Source organism: Spirosoma areae (assembly GCF_054781775.1).
On sequence record NZ_BAAGTT010000052.1, the window covers coordinates 286,008 to 304,407 of the forward strand.

General features: G+C 50.5%; 15 protein-coding genes. 4 read left to right on the plus strand and 11 right to left on the minus strand.

Annotated elements, in window-relative coordinates; all coding sequences use genetic code 11:
- From ACYVI1_RS30110 to rpiB, 5 genes are all read right to left on the minus strand, one after another.
- Window positions 1–873, minus strand: a complete 873-nt coding sequence (locus ACYVI1_RS30110) for an AraC family transcriptional regulator (RefSeq protein WP_460915243.1) — start codon at window positions 871–873, stop codon at window positions 1–3.
- Window positions 874–981: 108 nt separating this feature from the next.
- Window positions 982–2,637, minus strand: a complete 1,656-nt coding sequence (locus tag ACYVI1_RS30115; RefSeq protein WP_460915246.1) for a RagB/SusD family nutrient uptake outer membrane protein — start codon at window positions 2,635–2,637, stop codon at window positions 982–984.
- 11 nt (window positions 2,638–2,648) lie between these two features.
- Window positions 2,649–5,717 (minus strand): SusC/RagA family TonB-linked outer membrane protein, encoded by a 3,069-nt coding sequence (locus tag ACYVI1_RS30120; protein WP_460915248.1) that lies wholly within the window; start codon window positions 5,715–5,717, stop codon window positions 2,649–2,651.
- A gap of 128 nt (window positions 5,718–5,845) precedes the next feature.
- A complete protein-coding gene (locus tag ACYVI1_RS30125) occupies window positions 5,846–7,372 on the minus strand; it encodes an ADP-ribosylglycohydrolase family protein (RefSeq protein WP_460915250.1) in 1,527 nt (508 codons plus the stop codon).
- Between the two features lie 247 nt (window positions 7,373–7,619).
- Window positions 7,620–8,108: a ribose 5-phosphate isomerase B gene (gene rpiB / locus ACYVI1_RS30130; protein WP_460915253.1), complete on the minus strand. Its 489-nt coding sequence runs from the start codon at window positions 8,106–8,108 to the stop codon at window positions 7,620–7,622.
- A 43-nt stretch (window positions 8,109–8,151) separates the two neighbouring features.
- On the opposite strand from rpiB, the gene ACYVI1_RS30135 reads away from it, so the two are divergent.
- Complete coding sequence (locus ACYVI1_RS30135; protein WP_460915255.1) at window positions 8,152–8,721, plus strand: TetR/AcrR family transcriptional regulator; 570 nt, start codon at window positions 8,152–8,154, stop codon at window positions 8,719–8,721.
- A gap of 59 nt (window positions 8,722–8,780) precedes the next feature.
- The gene (locus ACYVI1_RS30140) at window positions 8,781–9,161 is read left to right on the plus strand and encodes a DUF5367 family protein (RefSeq protein ID WP_460915257.1); all 381 of its coding nucleotides are present in this window, start codon (window positions 8,781–8,783) and stop codon (window positions 9,159–9,161) included.
- Here the strand turns inward: ACYVI1_RS30140 and ACYVI1_RS30145 are convergent.
- The 4 genes from ACYVI1_RS30145 to ACYVI1_RS30160 form a co-directional block, all read right to left on the minus strand.
- Window positions 9,158–10,033, minus strand: coding sequence for a TIM barrel protein (locus ACYVI1_RS30145; protein WP_460915259.1), 876 nt, complete (start codon window positions 10,031–10,033; stop codon window positions 9,158–9,160). The genes ACYVI1_RS30140 and ACYVI1_RS30145 overlap by 4 nt on opposite strands.
- A gap of 12 nt (window positions 10,034–10,045) precedes the next feature.
- Window positions 10,046–10,837 carry a gluconate 5-dehydrogenase gene (locus ACYVI1_RS30150; protein WP_460915261.1) on the minus strand — a complete coding sequence of 264 codons (792 nt, stop codon included), beginning with the start codon at window positions 10,835–10,837 and terminating at the stop codon, window positions 10,046–10,048.
- Between the two features lie 310 nt (window positions 10,838–11,147).
- Window positions 11,148–12,065, minus strand: coding sequence for a sugar phosphate isomerase/epimerase family protein (locus ACYVI1_RS30155; RefSeq protein ID WP_460915263.1), 918 nt, complete (start codon window positions 12,063–12,065; stop codon window positions 11,148–11,150).
- A 97-nt stretch (window positions 12,066–12,162) separates the two neighbouring features.
- The gene (locus tag ACYVI1_RS30160; RefSeq protein ID WP_460915265.1) at window positions 12,163–13,032 is read right to left on the minus strand and encodes an AraC family transcriptional regulator; all 870 of its coding nucleotides are present in this window, start codon (window positions 13,030–13,032) and stop codon (window positions 12,163–12,165) included.
- Between the two features lie 185 nt (window positions 13,033–13,217).
- On the opposite strand from ACYVI1_RS30160, the gene ACYVI1_RS30165 reads away from it, so the two are divergent.
- Window positions 13,218–14,063, plus strand: a complete 846-nt coding sequence (locus ACYVI1_RS30165; protein ID WP_460915267.1) for a fumarylacetoacetate hydrolase family protein — start codon at window positions 13,218–13,220, stop codon at window positions 14,061–14,063.
- A 78-nt stretch (window positions 14,064–14,141) separates the two neighbouring features.
- Window positions 14,142–15,812, plus strand: a complete 1,671-nt coding sequence (locus ACYVI1_RS30170) for a UxaA family hydrolase (RefSeq protein ID WP_460915269.1) — start codon at window positions 14,142–14,144, stop codon at window positions 15,810–15,812.
- Window positions 15,813–15,911: 99 nt separating this feature from the next.
- Here ACYVI1_RS30170 and ACYVI1_RS30175 read toward each other — a convergent pair whose 3' ends face one another.
- Together ACYVI1_RS30175 and ACYVI1_RS30180 are read right to left on the minus strand one after the other, a co-directional pair.
- Window positions 15,912–17,474, minus strand: a complete 1,563-nt coding sequence (locus ACYVI1_RS30175) for a flavin-containing monooxygenase (protein ID WP_460915271.1) — start codon at window positions 17,472–17,474, stop codon at window positions 15,912–15,914.
- A gap of 83 nt (window positions 17,475–17,557) precedes the next feature.
- The gene (locus tag ACYVI1_RS30180; RefSeq protein ID WP_460915273.1) at window positions 17,558–18,274 is read right to left on the minus strand and encodes a hypothetical protein; all 717 of its coding nucleotides are present in this window, start codon (window positions 18,272–18,274) and stop codon (window positions 17,558–17,560) included.
- Window positions 18,275–18,400: the final 126 nt, after the last annotated feature.

The window sequence follows — 18,400 nt, forward strand, 5'->3', positions numbered from 1 at the left end:
TTACCGATTCAAATGCGTTGTCTGGTATTGTTTCGGTGTACTGCCCGTAATCTTTTTGAACTGGTCGTTGAAATGGGTAAAATTATTGAAGCCCGTTTCAAAGCATATTTGCGAAATGGTCAGTTTATTGTCGAGCAGCAACCGGCAGACGTTATCAATCTTGATGTCGTTCAAAAACTGCGTGTAGGTCTTGTTGGTGTGCGATTTAAAATAGCGGCAAAAGGCCGTCGAACTCATGTTAGCGACCTTCGAGACATCATCGAGCGTGGGGTTTTCGGTGTAGTTGTCGATGATGAACTGATAGACTTTGTTGATGCGTTCGCATTCATCTTCGCTTACGTATCGGGTAAAATCGCTGGTGAGCAGCAGGTCGTAGTCTTTGGTTTCGGCCATTAGCTGAAGAATCGACAGCAGGTCAATGATGCGGCCAATGCTGTTCGTCTGTTCGTCTAAGCGCTGAATCTGTCGCTGTAGTTCGGCTTTGGCTTTGCCGTTGAACTTAATGCCCCGCTTCGAGAGGGCCAGCAACTTTTTGATAGGCGCAATGGGCGGCAGTTGCCAGAAGCTGTCGCCCAGGAAGTTCTCTTTGAAATAAACGACCGTCGCCCGTGATACCAACGGGGTGTCTTTTGCATAATATTCTTTATCCGAGCGGTAGAGGTGCGGAATATTGCTGCCATACAGGACCAAATCGCCCGCCTGAAACCGTTCCATGCTGTTGCCCACGAACCGAATGCCCGACCCTTCCTGCACGAGCATGATCTCCAGTTCAGGGTGGAAATGCCAGGTCGGGAAAAAGTACGGGTCATTCACCTTCATAATCTGGAAGGCTTCGCTCTGCTGGGTGTTGACTATTTTCAGAATCGGTTTCATAAGCAGATGAATAATGAATAATGTACGAGGCTCACTGGAATTTATCTATTATTCATTTTCCTTTACACATTATTCATTATTCACTGTACATTATTCATTTACCAACCCTTAATACCCCGGGTTTTGCCTGAATTCGCCTGTTGTTCGGTCAATTTGTTGCTGAGGGATGGGCCGCAACACATGAAAATCTTTAATGTTGACGGCCGCAGCGGGGTTGTATTTTTTTACCCGTTCCAGCAATTTTCCCGTCCGTACCAGGTCAATCCAGCGATTACCTTCCCCTAAAAGTTCTCTGGCCCGTTCATCTAATATAAAATCGATATTTAGTTGCCCAGGGGTTATCTCCATCGCCTTTCGGTTCGTTTCCGTTTCGGTAGCTGTAGCCCCCGTTTTAGCAGCCCGACGTCGAACGGTATTGATATACGTGGCCGCTTCAGCCGGATTACCACTCATCATCAGGCTCTCGGCGGCAATCAGATAGGTTTCTGCCAGCCTAAAGAACAGGAAATCCCGTGAACCTGGCTGGTCATTTACGCCGACCCGTTGCGGATCAAGGTGTTTAACCAACGTGGGGAAAACCCGTTCAGTTTGCTTGCTGGGGGTGTAAACGACGTACTTCGCCCGGCTGATTTCGGCGGCTGTCCATTCCCGGTCTGCTATGTAGAAAGCCGTATCGCCCGCAGCCAGCGCAACCGATTTGCCATTGATGGTGTAGGTGCCGGGTTTATTGCAGTAATACGTTCGCTTAAAACTTTTATCATACCGGCTATCCAATTGCCGGTCAAACAGCGTGTTCAGGGTAAAGTCCGTTGGCTTGTAGCGGCAGTAGGGGCGGCCGTTGGCGACATCGCGCTGCATCCCGATTAAGTCGTCGTACTTCATCCCAAAATACAAGTGCATCGTATTGCCCGGCCCGTTCGAGATGACATCCTTATTGCTTTGAATCGACCAGATTACTTCGGTATTTTTTTCGCCGGCTCCCTGCTCGAATAGTTTCGCAAAATCGTCCAGCAATTTGAAACTGTACTTACTGATAACCCCCTTGGCTAATTCGGCGGCTTTGGCATAATCACCGGGTTGTTTGGCTTCGGAGGTGGCACGGGCTAAATAAACGCTGGCCAGTGCATTTTCGGCGGCTGGTTTGGTCACGCGCCCATATTGGGTCTGGGTGGCGGGTAGCGTTTGTGCGGCAACCTCTAAATCGGCGATGATGGCGTCATAAATATCCTTAACGGGTGCCCGGCTCGCTGTGGTTTGTACGTCCGTTGTTTCCGTGAGGGTTAAATGAACCGACCCCCAAAGCTGAACCAACATGAAGTAATACTGAGCACGGATGAACCGAACTTCGGCAACCCGCCCATTTTTGACGACATCGGTCAGACCAGCCACTTGGGATGCCCGGCTAATGACCGCATTGCAGGTGTTAATCGACGTGTAGAGGTTGTTCCAGTTAAACGTAACAATTTTATCGCGCGGGTTCAGGTCGCTGTTGTAAAAATTGAAATTCTTAAAAGCCCCGTCGAACCCATTGGTATAAGTATCGGTGCCAAACGTGGTCATCATGGAAATGAGGCCGTTGTCTTCGATTTGCGTAAAAACCGTCTTCAGCGAAGCATAAGAACCATTAACGGCATCATTAAAACCGGCTGCCGTATTCAGATAGCTGTCTGTAGGCTGGGTGCGAACATCCTCGTCAAGCTGACTATTACAGGCCATCACGAGCAGCAGAAGGCTCAGGAGGTAGGGTATTTTATCTGTTTTCATGAGGAGTGTTGTTAAAACCTGACGTTTAAACCCGCTAAAAATGACCGGACCGGTGGTGTGCTGGAGGTAGGGAATTCTGGGTCGATGCCGTTGTATCTGGAAACGTAGGTCGAAATTACAAACGGGTTCTGGGCGCTTACATACACCCGCAACGACTGCATTTTCAGCTTCTGGGCGAACGTCGCTGTGACATTGTAACCGAGGGTAATGTTTCTGATTTTGGTAAATGAGCCGTCGAAATACGATAGCGTCGACCCATAAATTGGTGACTCCTGGTTCACGTTCGGTTGGGGATAGTCGTTCGTTGGATTGGTTTTGGTCCAGTAGTTGACAGTATACTGGTTGACCCGTCCCGACAGATAGCGAAATGAGCCATGAAACGGACTCTGAATGGTGCTGCCAAACCGGGAAAACAGCACGACCGACAGGTCGAACCCTTTATAACTCATCCGATTCGTCATACCCCCCGTGAGGGAAGGCACATCGGAGCCGATTATCTGCCGGTCGTTGGGGTCAATAACGCCGTTGCCATTCACGTCCTGGACTTTTATGCCGCCCACAATCGACCCGTTTTTCCTGGCCAGTTCGTCTTCGCCCAACTGCCAGATACCGGTCTTCGCAAAATCATAATACACAAGGGCGGGCTGACCAATAAACCGCAGGTTGCCCACATCATCGACCTTTCCCTGCGAAAGCTCCAGGATTTGTTCCTTGTTGGCGAACAGATTTAAGTCCGTACTCCACTCAAACCCACCTGCCTGTTTAGCGCTGATATTCAGCGTCGACACCGAAAACTCGATGCCCCGATTCTGCTTTGAGCCAACATTAGACAGTATCGACGTATAGCCGCTCGTGATGGGCAGGAGTTGAGGCAGCAACAGGTCCGTTGTTTTTGACTGATAGACTTCTACGGCCCCCGTTATCCGGTTGTTGACTAAGCCAAAGTCGATGCCCGCATTGAAGGTAATCGTGGTTTCCCAGCGAAGTCCCGAATTGCGAATGCTTGACGGGCGATAGCCAAATGCAGCCGTACCATCAAAATCATACTGGGTTCGGGAGAGTAAGCTCAGGGTCTGATAGGGTAAGATGCCTTCATTGCCCGTTGCGCCGTAACTGGCCCGCAGTTTCAGGTTCGTGAATAGCTTGTTGCCGCTCATAAACGGCTCATTCATGATGTTCCAGCCAACAGCCGCCGACGGAAAATAGCCCCATTTTTTACCCTCAGCAAACTTGGACGACCCATCGGCGCGGCCCGTCAGGGTGAATAAAAACCGGTTGTCGTAGTTGTAATTGATGCGGGCCATATACGAAAGAATTGCCCACTTCTCATAGGCGCTGCCTACCCCGGTAATCGTTGAGGCTGCGCCCAGGTTGTAATACTCCAGCGATTCGATGGGAAGGCCCGTAACATTGACGTTCGACTGTTCGTACTGACGGACCTGCAAGCTGTACAGACCGGTAAAATCAAGGGTGTGCTTCTGCCCAAGTGCTTTTTTGTAGGTCAGAATGTTTTCCCAGGTATAAGCCAGTGTAAAGTCGTCATTGGAAGTGGCTGATGGCGTTCCTAACCGACGTACATTGGTATACGTCCCCCTGAAATCGCCTTTTTTATTCCGAAGCAGGTCGGGGGCAAAATTCATTCGGAACCGCAGACCATCCAGAAGCTGGGCTTCGCCGTACAGATTGCTCAGTAAGCGAAACGTCTTTCGTTTATTAATGACCGCACCCGGCACCAGTTCGGATAAGGGGTTGCTGCGGAGTCCATCGCTGGTGGGCAGAAAAATCAGGTTGCCGCTGTCGTCGTAAGGTTTTCCGAGTGGGTTTTCGCCAATGGCGCCAAAGTCAGCCGACTGACCGTAGGGATTGACATCTTCGCCGTTGCGTTCGCTGTAGGAAGCCAGTGTGGACGTTCCAATCCTGAAGCGTTGCCCGATGGTTTGGTCGATGTTGATGCGGGAGGTATACCGGGTGAAATCCTGGCCCGGAATAATGCCCTTATCCTTAAAGTAGCCTAAGGCGATGTTATAGCGTGTATTGTCGGTGCCGCCCAGAACACTGAGCGCGTGATTTTGCACGCTCCCCGTCTTTATCATCAGCCGCTGCCAGTCTGTGGTGCGGCCCTGGGCGATGGATTCTAACTCAACAGCTTCAAACAGTTTGGCATCGGCTTGCGGGTCTGTGTCGTCGTAGGCGGGTTTACCCGTAGCCGGATTGATGACGGCCCGCCGGGATTCCCGCTTGTATTCGGCAAACTGCGGGCCATTCATGAGGTCGGCGTAGCGCTGAATCTTCGACACGCCCACATACGTCTCATAACTAACCGTTGGCTTGCCGGGCTTGCCTCGTTTGGTCGTCACGATAATGACCCCATTAGCCCCCCGCGACCCATAAATGGCCGTGGCCGAGGCATCTTTTAAGACATCTATCGATTCAATATCGCTGGGGTTAATGTCGTTGATACCTCCGCTAATGGGAATGCCGTCGATAACATACAAGGGATCGTTACCGGCACTGAACGACCGCCGTCCCCGAATCTGAACCGACACATTACCCCCCGGTTTATTATCCGTCGTTAACACATACACCCCGGCAGCCCTGCCCTGAAGCATCTGAGAGGCATTGGTTACAGGCACTTCCTTCAGGGCTTTCTGTGAAATAGACGAAATGGCTCCGGTTACATCCCCTTTTTTCTGGGTTCCATAACCAACCACAACAATCTCGTCTAATTTGCGGGCATCGGCATTGAGTTTGATGTCGATAACGGTCTTGCCGGCTACCGACACCTTTTCGAGCGTATAACCCACATACGAAAAAACCAGTACGGCATCTGCTTTTGAGGCATCGATTGCGTACTTACCTTCCGCATTGGTTACCGTACCAATCGTTGTTCCCTCCACCAGTACGTTGACACCCGGCAGGGCTTCTCCGTTGGCCCCATCGACTACTTTTCCCGTTACTAAAAATTTTGACGTGGGGCTTTTCCCCGACAAAACGGGACTCCACAGGGCCAGGCAAAGCGAAAAAACAGTCCATTTTTTCAACAGTCTCCCGACCAACGCTAGTTTAGAGCTGGCATTCATAAAAATTGAGGGTTTAGAAAGTAGGTATTACTTCAGATTTGGGATGTCAGATTTCGGATTTGGCTAACGCGAAAGCCGAAGAACGGATGCGCCGACCCGGCAATAAATCCGGCATCCCAAATCTGAAATCAGTTGGGGTATAGCCCGACCGGGTCTTTCCAGACCACCACGTTGCCGTAGATTTCCTGGTCGCCGTATTGTTTAGACGGGGTTTTGAAGCCAGCCCGAACGAACTTATCTTTCAGTTTGCCCAGACTAATGAAATTACCGAAGAAAATGTTGTTCATCACCCGCCAATAGCCGCTCAAATCGTAGCAGGCCTGCTTCCACTGGGCAGGGTACTTTTGGCTTAGCGTTTTATCCAAATCTAAACAAACCGCCATGTAAGCCGCCCGTGCTTTTTGCTCTTTCGTGCCGGTGAGAAGATGGTCGGCAATTTCTTTAGCATATTGATTTTGAAGCGCCAGTTTCTGGCTTTCGTGGGTTAGTAGTTGGTCCACCGGTGCCGGGATCTCGGTCGGGATCTCATAAACAACCGTCTGGTTTACAATCGTTTTTTTGCCGCCGTTCGTCTCGTTGACTAATTCAAACAGGTCAATCAGGCGGTCGGCAAAACTGGTGATGGTTTCGTCCATCGGCATGTTGTCGCGGGTGGTGTTTTTGTAGCGGTCAACAATCATCCAGCCTTCACTCATCATTTTTCGGTACCCTTCCTTTGCGCCCAGAATGGTTCCCAGCGTAGCGGCATTGCAATCGGCATCCCATCCCAGATTGAACGACAATTTAATCGTTTCGGCAAAATCACCTTCTCCATACAAAAAAGCGATGAGGATGGCCCCCGTATTGAGTTCCGTTCCATTTTGGTCTCGTCGGCCGCTATTTTCCTGGGTGTATTTTTCTTTCAGCAGTCGGCGGGTTTCCTGCCAGTTCGTGGGGTTTTGGCGGTGCCATTGTTTGACATCGTTGATGATGTTAAGTGTATTGCTTTTGGGGTCGATGGCAGCAATGCCCGCATCTAAAATCTTATTGACGTCGGTTTCAACGAAGGCGGTGGCAATCATCGACGTAAAAAGCTGCGTGGTTTGGGCCGGTTCGTGGTCGATGGCTACTTTGGTATAGTGCAACCCGATTTTAGCTGCCGTTTGGGGCATGGCCGGTGCCAGCAAGCCAAAGGTTTCGCACAAAAACTGCCCCGACACGTTGAAATCGGCCCACGGATTCAGCGTCATCAGGCCCGTCATGGGCGGTTTCATCTCAATATCCATCAAATGCCGGGCGTAGCGGTTGGAACTCCAGATGCTCCGGTTAATTCGTTCTTTCCACAGCGCATCAATGTCCGGGTAAGGCAGAAAGACCGTCCGTTTCTTCTGCATGGTGTAGATATAGACCCACTCAAAATCGGTGTCGTCATCGGTGAACGCACCGTTGGGCAGCGACGGGACGTAGTTTTTCAAATCCCCGGCCTCTTTGATGTACTTGAACTCATACGGTAATCCATTAAGATTGCCTATAATCTGCCCCAGCAATCCCCCCCGAATTTTATCCTGAATCGTTTCGGCGGGAATCTGCATGGGTTTGCGTTCCTGCCCAGCACTGATAGTCGTGCTAACCAGTACGAAACAGACGGCAAAAAGAAGGGGAAATAACCGGTTCATGTTAGCTGGCTTTTGGTATTAAGAAGAGAAAATTTTGGTCAAAAGCATGATACAAATATGTGTTATCAAAACAGTCGATAGATAAAGTCAATTAGCCAATACTTAAAGTATTTTAGCAAGTATTGGAGAGCCATATGCTGAATCTGTTAATATGGGCAGGAAAATAGCGTCCTGCCGAGTAGTTAGTGTGGTGTCGGCGGGGCCGCCCGCGCGGTTCTCAAACCCAACGCGCCACCCTAACCACCATTTACTCCCTCTCCTGGGGCAACCACTGCATATCCGAGAAATTGACCTGTTCAGCCTCCTCGATTAAGCCCAGCGAAATATCGTGTCTGCCGCCCTCGTAGCGCGTTTCCAACCAGTTGTCGAGCATATCCTGAGCCTCAAAAACCCCAACGCACCGCCCGCCCAGGCAAAGAATATTCGAGTTGTTGTGTGCCGATGTCATGCGGGCCTGATAGCTGCTGTAGCACAAGGCGGCCCGAATTCCTTTGAATTTATTGGCGATAATGCTCATGCCAATGCCCGTTGAGCAAAGCAAAATTCCTTTGGCATTGTCAGCTGCCAACACCGCTTTAGCTACACTGGCGGCATAAAGGGGATACCGCACAATGGCTTCCGAATCACAGCCAACATCGGTCACCGTATAGCCTTTTTCGGTCAGGTACCTGACTAAGGCCACTTTTAGGGCATAGCCGCCGTGGTCACATCCAATAAAGAGCTGAGGCTTTTCCATAGTTAGTGGTAATTTTAGAGCGGCCCACAATAATCAGTGAACAATGAAAAATGAAAATAAACAACCCTGGATTTTAACAGGCTATGACTTATTCGCTAAAGAAGGCCCCAAAGGACTAAAGGTTGAAGTCATTGCACGGACTGTAGGTAAAAGCAAATCGTCTTTTTATCATCATTTTGCTGACCTTGATGTTTTCATCGAAAATTTGCTCAACTATCATCTTGAAAGAACAAGTAGTATAGCCGACAGGGAAAGGAACTGCAAACATGTTATTCCCGATTTGTTGAACTTGCTTTTAGACGTAAAACAGGACTTATTTTTCAATAGACAATTACGAATACATAGGTATGTTCTGGAATTCAGGCGTTGCTTCGAAAAATCAAGCGAAGAAGTTGGCAACGCAATTCTGAGCATTTGGGCAGAAATGCTCGGGTTGACGGATAATTCAGATTTGGCTCAACTGGTTTTAGACCTAAGCCTTGAAAACTTCTACCTGCAATTAACTGAAGAGACATTGTCTTATGAGTGGCTGGTAAACTATGTAAATGACCTGAAAACGATGGTAAAGGCATTTCAAGTCAACGAACTGAAAAAAGGCAGCTCTGTACGGTAGCGTCTAAAATAGCTCGTTTCTTCTGCTCAAGTTTGCGGAAACGTTTAAATCTCCGGCAGATGAGCAAATCAAAATTAGTTCTTCTCGTATTCCTGGGTGCGGTATTCTGGTTTAATGGCGCCCTGATTATTCGGTTTTTTGGAACAACGGTTTTCACGGAAAGTAACCCGAAGTTGATTCTGTTTTTTGTCCTTGCGATTCCGTTAACACTCTTGTCGATGTACATCACTACCTTGATAAGTAAGCTGCGATTTGATGAACTGCTAAAACCAGTAGTGATTATGACATTTACCGCTACGTTTTTAGATGCAATCGCGCTTGTCTGGTTCAGGCAATTGTATAGTCAATCGGTTGAAGTAGCCCTACACGGCGCAGCCTGGATACTTTGGGGTGCCGGTTTAGGTTTGTTGTTCTCCTATTACTTCGACATAAACGATTAAGCACCTACCACGCCATTAACTTCCACCCGTTTTTCGTTGTACGCTTTCAGCAACGGCAGCAGAAATTCCGCCGACTGTCGGGCGGCTGTATCGGGGTCGGGTTTGGGCAGAATTTCAACGGAGACCCAGCCGTCGTAATGGGCGTGAAAAAGATGACTGAGTATTTTATGAAAATCTAAATGCCCCTGCCCCGGTGCCAATCGGTTGGAATCGGCGAAGTGAATGTACTGGACGAAGTCGATGTACTTTGCCAGTTCGGGTCCAATGGTCCGGTCTTCGATGTTCATGTGAAACACGTCGGGCATGAGCATCATATTTGGCCGGTTCACTTTTTTCATCAGCTCAACGCCCTGTTCCACGCTGTTGATGAAATCAATCTCATAGCGGTTGACGGGCTCCAGAATCAACGTCACGCCTTTGGGCTGTGCGTATTCACACAACTCCTGGGCGAGGTCGATGAACAACTGCTCGGCCGGGGCATCGCTCCGGCGCACCGGTTCGGCTGGCGGGCGTTCGCCAATGCGCCCCCGCACCCGCCCAATGTTGACAAGCTGACCAAACTCGGCTGCCAGGTCGATTAATTCCCTGAAAATAAACCTCAACTGCGCTCGTTTAGTCGGGTTGGGGTCGGTAAACATAAGCCCATCAGCGGCATACACCTGCCCGGTGGAGATGCACGAAACCTCAATTTGGTTGTCGGCCAGCAGGGTTTGGAGTTGCCCGGTGTTGATTTCATCGGCCCGTTTTAAGGCCAGTTCAACCCCGTTAAACCCTAATCGGGCGGCTTTGGGAATGCAGGTCTGAAACCCCCGATACACGACGAAGGCACTCGGCAGCGCGTGCGTATCGGCAATGGCAATGGATAACTTCATGTGAGTAGCTGATTAAGCGTTAGTGAGTGGCTTACCGAACGAGCTTAGCAATCCGCCGTCGACGTAAATAATCTGGCCGTTCACGAAATCAGAGGCACCGGAGGCTAAAAATACGGCTGCTCCTACCAGGTCGTCGGGTGTTCCCCAGCGTCCGGCGGGCGTTCGGCTGATGATGTAGTCGTTGAGCGGATTTCCGGCTTCCCGATAGTCGGTATTGATGGGCGTCGCCATATAACCGGGTCCAATACCATTGACCTGAATGTTATGCTGCGCCCATTCCGTTGCCAGGTTGCGCGTCAACATTTTTAGGCCCCCTTTGGCCGCTGCGTAGGCCGTAACGGTCTCCCGGCCCAACTCGCTCATCAGCGAGCAGATATTGATAATTTTACCCCTTTTGCGACGAATCATTTGCTGGCCAACGTATTTAGCGACCATAAACGGAGCGGTCAGATTGGTGAGAATGCACACATTCCAGTCTTCTTCGGTTATGTCTTCGGCGGGAGCACGTCGGATTATCCCCGCATTGTTGACCAGAATATCAATCGGACCGATGTTAGTTTCGATGGCTGCAATTCCGGATTTTACCCCTTCGGCATCCGTAACGTCAAATAAAGCAGGTGCCGCTTCAAGTCCCGCTTCCTGCAACTGCTGAATACAGGGGGTGAGCTTTTCCACATTCCGGCCATTAATCACGAGTGAAGCCCCCGCTTCGCCGAGACCTTTGGCAATGGCATAGCCGATGCCCTGCGTGCCTCCCGTGACCAGCGCCCGTTTACCCGATAAATTGAAGAGAGATAATGACATACTTTTTACCCAAATAATACAACCCGCTATGCCCACAAAAGTAGCGGCACTAACCGTAGCGAAGTTCAGGGAAATTAGCGAAGAGCTAAAGTATTTTAGCGCATTTTGGCCTCAAGTCCGGCGAAGGCAGGTAAAAACGTCAGAATTCAGGATTGGTTTAATTGCATAGCGATTGATGTTTATAGAAGAGGTGACTCACTACCACGCGGATTAGGCAGGACTGGACCAACCCATTTCGGTGGGAAGGTTAGCGGCCATACGGGTTCGGGGCAAAGACGTTTTTTCGTTAACCAGCCTTCGTTTTGCCAGTTCACCTATAGGTTTTCAGGGCGGCAGAATCGCCCAATGCCTTAAGCTGTCGTTTCAATCCGTCTATGTTCATCCTAAGACCCACCTCCGCATCGGGAGCTGTGTATTCATTGATGATGCCAACGGGGCCTGTGTAAGCGCTTTTCTTGACAATCCGCATCATGTTTAACTCGGCATCGCCCTGACCAATCGGAACGACTGTTACCGGATTGCCTTTTTTTAGTCCCGAAAGATTCAACGCCAGCAAGTGCGGAAGGATTTTAGGAAAAAAGTTTGGGAAGCGGTCGATGTCGGCTTCGGCGTGGTGAAAATTATAGACAATCCCAATGGCTGGTTTTTTCAGGTAGTCAATAATGGCTAATTGATTTTCGGGGTCGCCAAACCACCCACCATGATTATATAAGCCAACTGTACACCCGATTTCTGCGGCTTTATCGGCAATGTACCCTACCGGTTTTGCGATGGTTTTGATTTTTTCCTCCTGCGTCATGGCATCCAGCCCGTTTATGTTGCTAATCATGCACCAGATTTGGGTTTTCACCTTATGCCGCTTCAGTACATCCAGAATGGCCGTCAATTTTTTATCGTTTTCCGGATTGGGGCCTGAGTTGAGCCAAAATGCCTGTAGGGCGATATTGTGTTTTTTAAGTGCGTCCAGTTCGGCATCAAACGTGGGAATGTGTTCGTCGCGCCAGTCATACGCCAACTTGGTAATATGTAGTTTATTGAGCATTTCGGCCCGCTCTTCAGGACCCCGCTTAGCTACGTCGAAGGGTACAATGCACCAGGCAATCAGATTATTCTGCCCATAAATATTTTTGACAGTTGACTTACTCTGTGCACTAACAGGCTGATTAACAGCTATAAAAACGATCAACAACGTAGCGAGTACTGAATATAAGGAGATGGGGTATTTCATGCGTTTCGTTTCTTTATTGGTTATACGGCACACAATCTACTGATTAGTTCTGGCGATCCATTTTGCAGGAATGTGGGCAGCTACATCCTGAATCAACTCACCCGCCAAAAGCCGCCCGATACGCCGTGGGTTTCTGGTTTTTCAGCAGCCGGAACGACCGGTTGAAGTTCGACAGGTTATGAAAGCCACAATCGAAAGCGATTTGCTGAATGCTTTTTTTGTTTTCGATGAGCATCCGGCAGGCATAGCCGATGCGGACTTCGGTCAGCAACTGAATGTATGTTTTTTGGGTGCGGTTTTTGAAATATCGGCAAAAATTAGCCACCGACATGTGAGCTACAGCGGCGGCTTCGTCAATCAGAATCCGGCGGTGAAACTGCGACAGCGTAAACTCATAAACCCGGTTAATGGTATCAGTATCGAAGCGGTGATACGAGTCCAGAAACCCGTCACTACTCAAAAAAACCACCTCGTCCGATTCGGCGATGAGGTCCAGGATATGCAGAAATACGCCAATCCGCTGCACGCCACTGGGGTTTTCCATTAATTGAGTCATCAGGGTCAGCACCTCCTCTTTTGTCTGGCCCATAATGCGTAATCCCCGTTTCGATTTGTCGAAAAGCCGTCGGATGCTTTCCATTTCTTTCAGGTTCAGAAAATCCGGTCCGAAGCAGTCGGGTAGAAATTGAATGACCCTGGCCTCGGCCCGCAACGGAGCACCGGGCAAAAAATACGTCTGGTCGTTTTTCCAGACATGCGGCAGGTTACTTCCCAGAAACGTCAAATCGTCTTCGTCGAACTCCTCTATGCTATCGCCCACAAACCGGGTGCCCCGGCTTTTTACAATGTGGTTAATCTCCAGTTCGGGGTGAAAGTGCCATTTATCGTACAGAAAAGGCAGCTTGTCGGTCCGGGCCACAAACGAATAGTCGGCCGAAGGGTTAACTTTACGGAAGATAGCCTGCATGAAATACTTGTAGAATAAACGCTGTAGTTTGGCAAAGTTGATACTATTTCACCAGAATTGGCTAAGACTTCATAAAAACTGTATCGCCTTTCCGTGTTGCTTTGCACTCAATTACGGGTATAGGACAAGGTTAATGTTAACTGATACAGGCATCGAAGCATCACTCTTTCACCCTTTATTTTCAAATGAAACTGTATCGCACCCGTCAGGGCATCGTCATTGAATCGAACGGCCATTTCTACCGTTCCCCGCAAATGGACTGGGACGTTTATATCAATCGGGACGATTTATTCGACGCCCTGACCACTGAAATCCAGACCCTTTCTGCTGATGATTCGCTGGAGAAGACGCTTGAAACCGGCGTATTGGCTCCCATTCAGCAACAGGAAGTGTGGGCATCGGGCGTGACGTACCTGAAAAGCCGCGAAGCCCGCATGGAAGAGTCGAAGGACGCGGGGGGTGGTGATTTCTATGCTCGTGTCTACGACGCTGACCGGCCCGAACTGTTCTTCAAAGCGACTGCCGCACGAACCGTCGGAACGGGCGATGCCGTGTTGATCCGGCGCGATTCGGCCTGGAACGTGCCTGAACCCGAACTAACGCTTTTTGCCACGTCGAGCGGTACCATTGTTGGCTACACCTGCGGCAACGACATGAGTTCGCGGGATATTGAAGGCGAAAATCCGCTATATCTGCCCCAGGCTAAAAGTTATGATGGCGCGGCCGCCATTGGCCCCTGTCTGTACGTAGCCGCGCAACCCATCGACCCGGACGCCCGGATCAGCATTGCCATTCTGAGAGACAACGAAACCGTTTTCGATGGTACAATTTCCATCAACCGCATGAAACGAAGCCATACCGAGTTGGTCGGCTATTTATTCCGCGAAACCTCGTTTCCTCACGGCGCTTTCCTGATGACCGGTACCGGCATCGTTCCCCCCAACGAATTCACACTGGCCGTCGGCGACGAAATCCGTATCACGATTGACCACATTGGTACGCTGGTCAATACCGTCACGCAAAAACCGTAAATACCCCACATCCCGCAAAGGGCAGGGTTGTTACGTGCTGATTTCGAACGCCTAAGGAGGGGTATAAGTATAGCAAAAATGCGCCAAACCGTATTAAAAATCAACCCATCCGACAATGTGATTGTGGCCCTTCGTACTCTCGAAGCGGGCGAAATGATCGACTATGATGGCGAACGGTACACCCTGCCCCGCCCGATAGCTGCCAAGCATAAATTTGTTACGGACGATTTAGCCATCGGCGACCCCGTCACGATGTACGGGGTATTGGTGGGCAAAGCGACCCAGCCTATTGCACGGGGCGAACAAATCACCACCTTCAACCTCAAGCATGAGTCGGATGATTATTCGGTGGATAAACGCAAACCCCGAACCAACTGGCAGGCCCCCGACGTATCTAAATGGGTTGACCGAACGTTTATGGGGTTTCCGCGCTCCGATGGGCAGGTCGGTACGGCTAATTATTGGTTAGTAATTCCACTCGTTTTTTGCGAAAACCGGAATATCCTCAAACTCAAAGATGCCTTCGACAAAGCCCTCGGTTATGCCTTTCCCGATACGTATCTGAAGCAGACCGAAGACTTGGTTACCCTTTACAAAACGGGCGGGGCTAACGCCGTAAACGCCTATAATCCCACCACCCAGGGCGAGACGTCAGGCCCTCAGCCACTGTTCAAAAACCTCGACGGTATCAAGTTTCTGACCCACGAGTCGGGGTGCGGAGAGAGTAATCAGGAGTCGGCCGTGCTGGCGGCCCTGTTTGCGGGGTATGCCCATAATGCCAATGTAGCGGGTATCACCGTGTTGAGTTTGGGCTGCCAGAAAACCCAGTTTTCGGATTTAAAGAACGAAATCAACAGCCGCAACCGCAACGGCGGACCGCCCCGGTTTGATAAACCAATTCTGTTTTTTGAGCAGCAAGCCTATGGCACCGAGTTTGCTATGTTGTCGGCGGCTATCAGGGAGACGTTTATGGCGTTGGTAGAGGCCAACAAACACGAACGGCAACCGGCCCCGCTTTCCAAACTCAACATTGGTCTGAAATGCGGGGGTTCCGACGGGTTTTCGGGCCTTTCGGCCAACCCCGTTCTGGGGCACTTGTCGGACATGGTCGTGGCGCTGGGCGGCACGACCTATTTAGCCGAATTTCCTGAACTCTGCGGGGTAGAACAGGAACTGATTGACCGCTGTGTGAATGAGGACAAAGCCCGAAAGTTTGAAACCCTCATGCGCGACTATGCGAGCAAAGCCGAGGCCGTAGGAGCCGGATTCGACATGAACCCCTCGGCCGGAAACATTAAAGACGGCCTCATTACGGATGCCATCAAATCGGCCGGAGCCGCCAAAAAGGGCGGGAGCGCCCCCATTGCCGACGTATTGAACTACACTGAAATTGCCAGGGAACCGGGCCTGCATCTGGTCTGTACACCCGGCAACGACGTGTTAGCTACCACCGGTCAGGCAGCCGCCGGTGCAACGCTCACCCTCTTCACGACCGGCTTAGGCACGCCGACGGGCAATCCTATTTGTCCGGTAGTGAAAGTGTCGACCAATACCAGGCTGGCCCGCAACATGCCGGACCTCATCGACTTTGATTGTGGCGCAATTATCGACGGCGAAAAAACCATTGTAGAAACGGCCGGGGCCTTATTCGATTATTGCATCGACCTGGCGAGTGGAAGCTATAAGACCAAAGCTCAACTGCTGGGTCAGGACGATTTTATGCCCTGGAAACGGGGTGTGAGTTTGTAGTTCGCGAACCCATCAGTAGAACAAAATAGGCGCGCAGAGAAGGCGCCTATTGCTCCATCAACGGGTAGTGGTGGGGCCGCTGCCAAAAAAGCAAATCATTTACCCGTCATCCGATAATGACGCCAACAACTTGTTTCTGCCCGACAATCCGGAAGCCACAGCCGAAGCCGTTTTTGTTACCGTCTTCGCCTTATGAAGCGCCTGCAATTCCTTTGTAAGCCCCTGGTAAATACCTGGGTTGAACGGGGCCATAAACTCAGCAATGGGATTACGGGTCCGGCGGGTGTTCAGGCCCATGTCGTGCATGAGTTCATCGGCATGATGAAACGAGAACGGGATAATGCACGTACCCGACGCATTGCTGTGCGGAGCACGCTGCCCCAGCCATTCGTGGTGCAGGGCAATTTCAAGCTTCATGGCCTGGGCATCGGGCAAATTCAGTTGCCCCTTGAAATACTGGGCCGAATAATGCGCGGCCAGTTCCGACGTGGATGGCGTGAACAGCGAGGGATTATACCCAACAAAGGCCAGGTTCGGCACATCGGCGGGCAGCACGTTCCGGTACAACTGGAACCACCCTTTCCGGTTGCGGATTCGCTGGCTAATGGCTTCACCGAAAAAAGGCACCGTTTGCCGAAAGCCCGTGGCAAAAATCACCTGATCAGCCACGATCTTCCGGCCAGTGCTGAGCACAACGCCATCGGATACGAAGCGGGCAATCTCGCCCCGCTCTAATTGAATCTCACCCGACCTGGCCCGCTCATAGAAGTTGTCGGATGTTAAGCCGATAGAACAGTTGGCGATGCTATTGAAGGGTTTATCGGGCAGCAGGCCGCTCTTTGTGAGTTTCAGTTGGGCCGACACTAACTTGCCTAAACCCTTCACCAGCAAGTTTGTAACTGGTTTGCCGAGCGGACCATGCAGAAACGCATGCAGGCCAAACAAAAACCGGTAGGGGAATAATGACTCACCAAAACGGCTCAGCAACAGATACTTAAAGTTCAGGCCCCAGAAAATACGGGGCATCTTCCATTTAGCCTCCCGATAAATACAAACGGGCTTCTGGGAAACGTTGCTCACCTGCGACAGAATATCGTGGGCCGATTTGGCAAAACCCACCACGGCTACCTTCTGGTGTCTGGCCGCGTCGAGGTGATGCTGCCGGAATTCCGTGCTGTGCAGAACCGTTCCCCCGAACACGTCCCGCCCTGGAATCTGGGGCCTGTTCGGCTCATTAAACACGCCGTTGCAAACCACCAGAAAATCGACCATTGTCTGGTTAGGCTGGCCGTGTTGCAAGGTATGAATCACCCAGCCCCCCGCACCCTCCTCAACCGCTTCGGTGTACTCAACGCTGGTGCTGAAGCGAATAGAAGGCAGAATACCGAATTGTCGGGCGTAGTTGGTCAGGTATTCCTGTACCTGCTGGCCGGTGGGCCATTCAGGATAGTGTTTGGGCATTGGAAAGTCCGAGAACGTGTAGGTGTCGCGGGTGTTTTGGGTGGTCACGTTGGGATATCGGCGGGTGGAGGCCCACACCCCGCCCAATTCGGCTTCGCGTTCAAATACCACCACCGAAAAACCGTGTTCGCGCATGGTCTTTGCTGTGACTAAGCCGCTGACTCCGGCTCCGATGATGCCTACTGTTTGTGTCGTTTTCATGGTTCTGAATCGGTAAAAGAGGAAGGATTTTAGCCCGTTTTGTGAGACAAACGTGGCGTATCGATTGAGGGGACGGAGCCAAATCAGTTATTGGGTTCGGCTAAGTAAACCTCAATAATGCGGGGTGTCATGGAGACAATCCGAACCCCGCCATAGCGATACGGATTCTGATTGCCCAGTTTAAAGAGAAATATGTCGCCTTGCTTGTAGGTAAATTCGGTGTATAAATTATACACATCAAACGACGCGCTTTCCCAATAGGTCCCAAACAGAGATGGCCGTTCTTTAACCATGTATTCAATTTTGCTGACTGTATAATTCGTCTTATAAAACCAGGCCATTTCCATCTTCTGACCGGCACCGTAAGCATACGTCAACTCCGTCCAAAGGGTATTGGCCGTTTCCAGTTTAGTGTTGTTATACAGGTTAAAATTAGTCTTGTAGGTAGTGGAGGCCGACGTGTTGTTTAAATACTGGAAACTGTTCAGCGCCCCATTGGCTGCAGTAAACACGGTTGGAATCAGGTTAGGGTCCGTACCCGCCGGATACGTGGGCCACGTAATTCGCCAGGTTTGACATTTGGTTTCAGCAAACGGCTTGTAGTCGGGAATAAAGGTCTGTTTGGTAATCGTTGGCGGGGGCAGGGTCTGCCCGCCCGGATTGATGATTCCGCCCCCGCTACTTTCGCGAGCTGATCCCTGAGCGGTGGACGTTGTTCGTTCCTGACTGGTAATAACCTGTTCTTTACAACCACAAATTGCAATCAGACAAAACGTTAGCAGGCTAAGTGTATTTTTCATGATACTGGTTTGATTGATAAAAAGAGAAAGATGCTATCCCGTTTGGGTGATACAAAGGTGGCGGATTGGCGCAGGGCAAATCCATACAAACAAGTTTGTATTTTGACGAAATACCGCGTTCTTTTG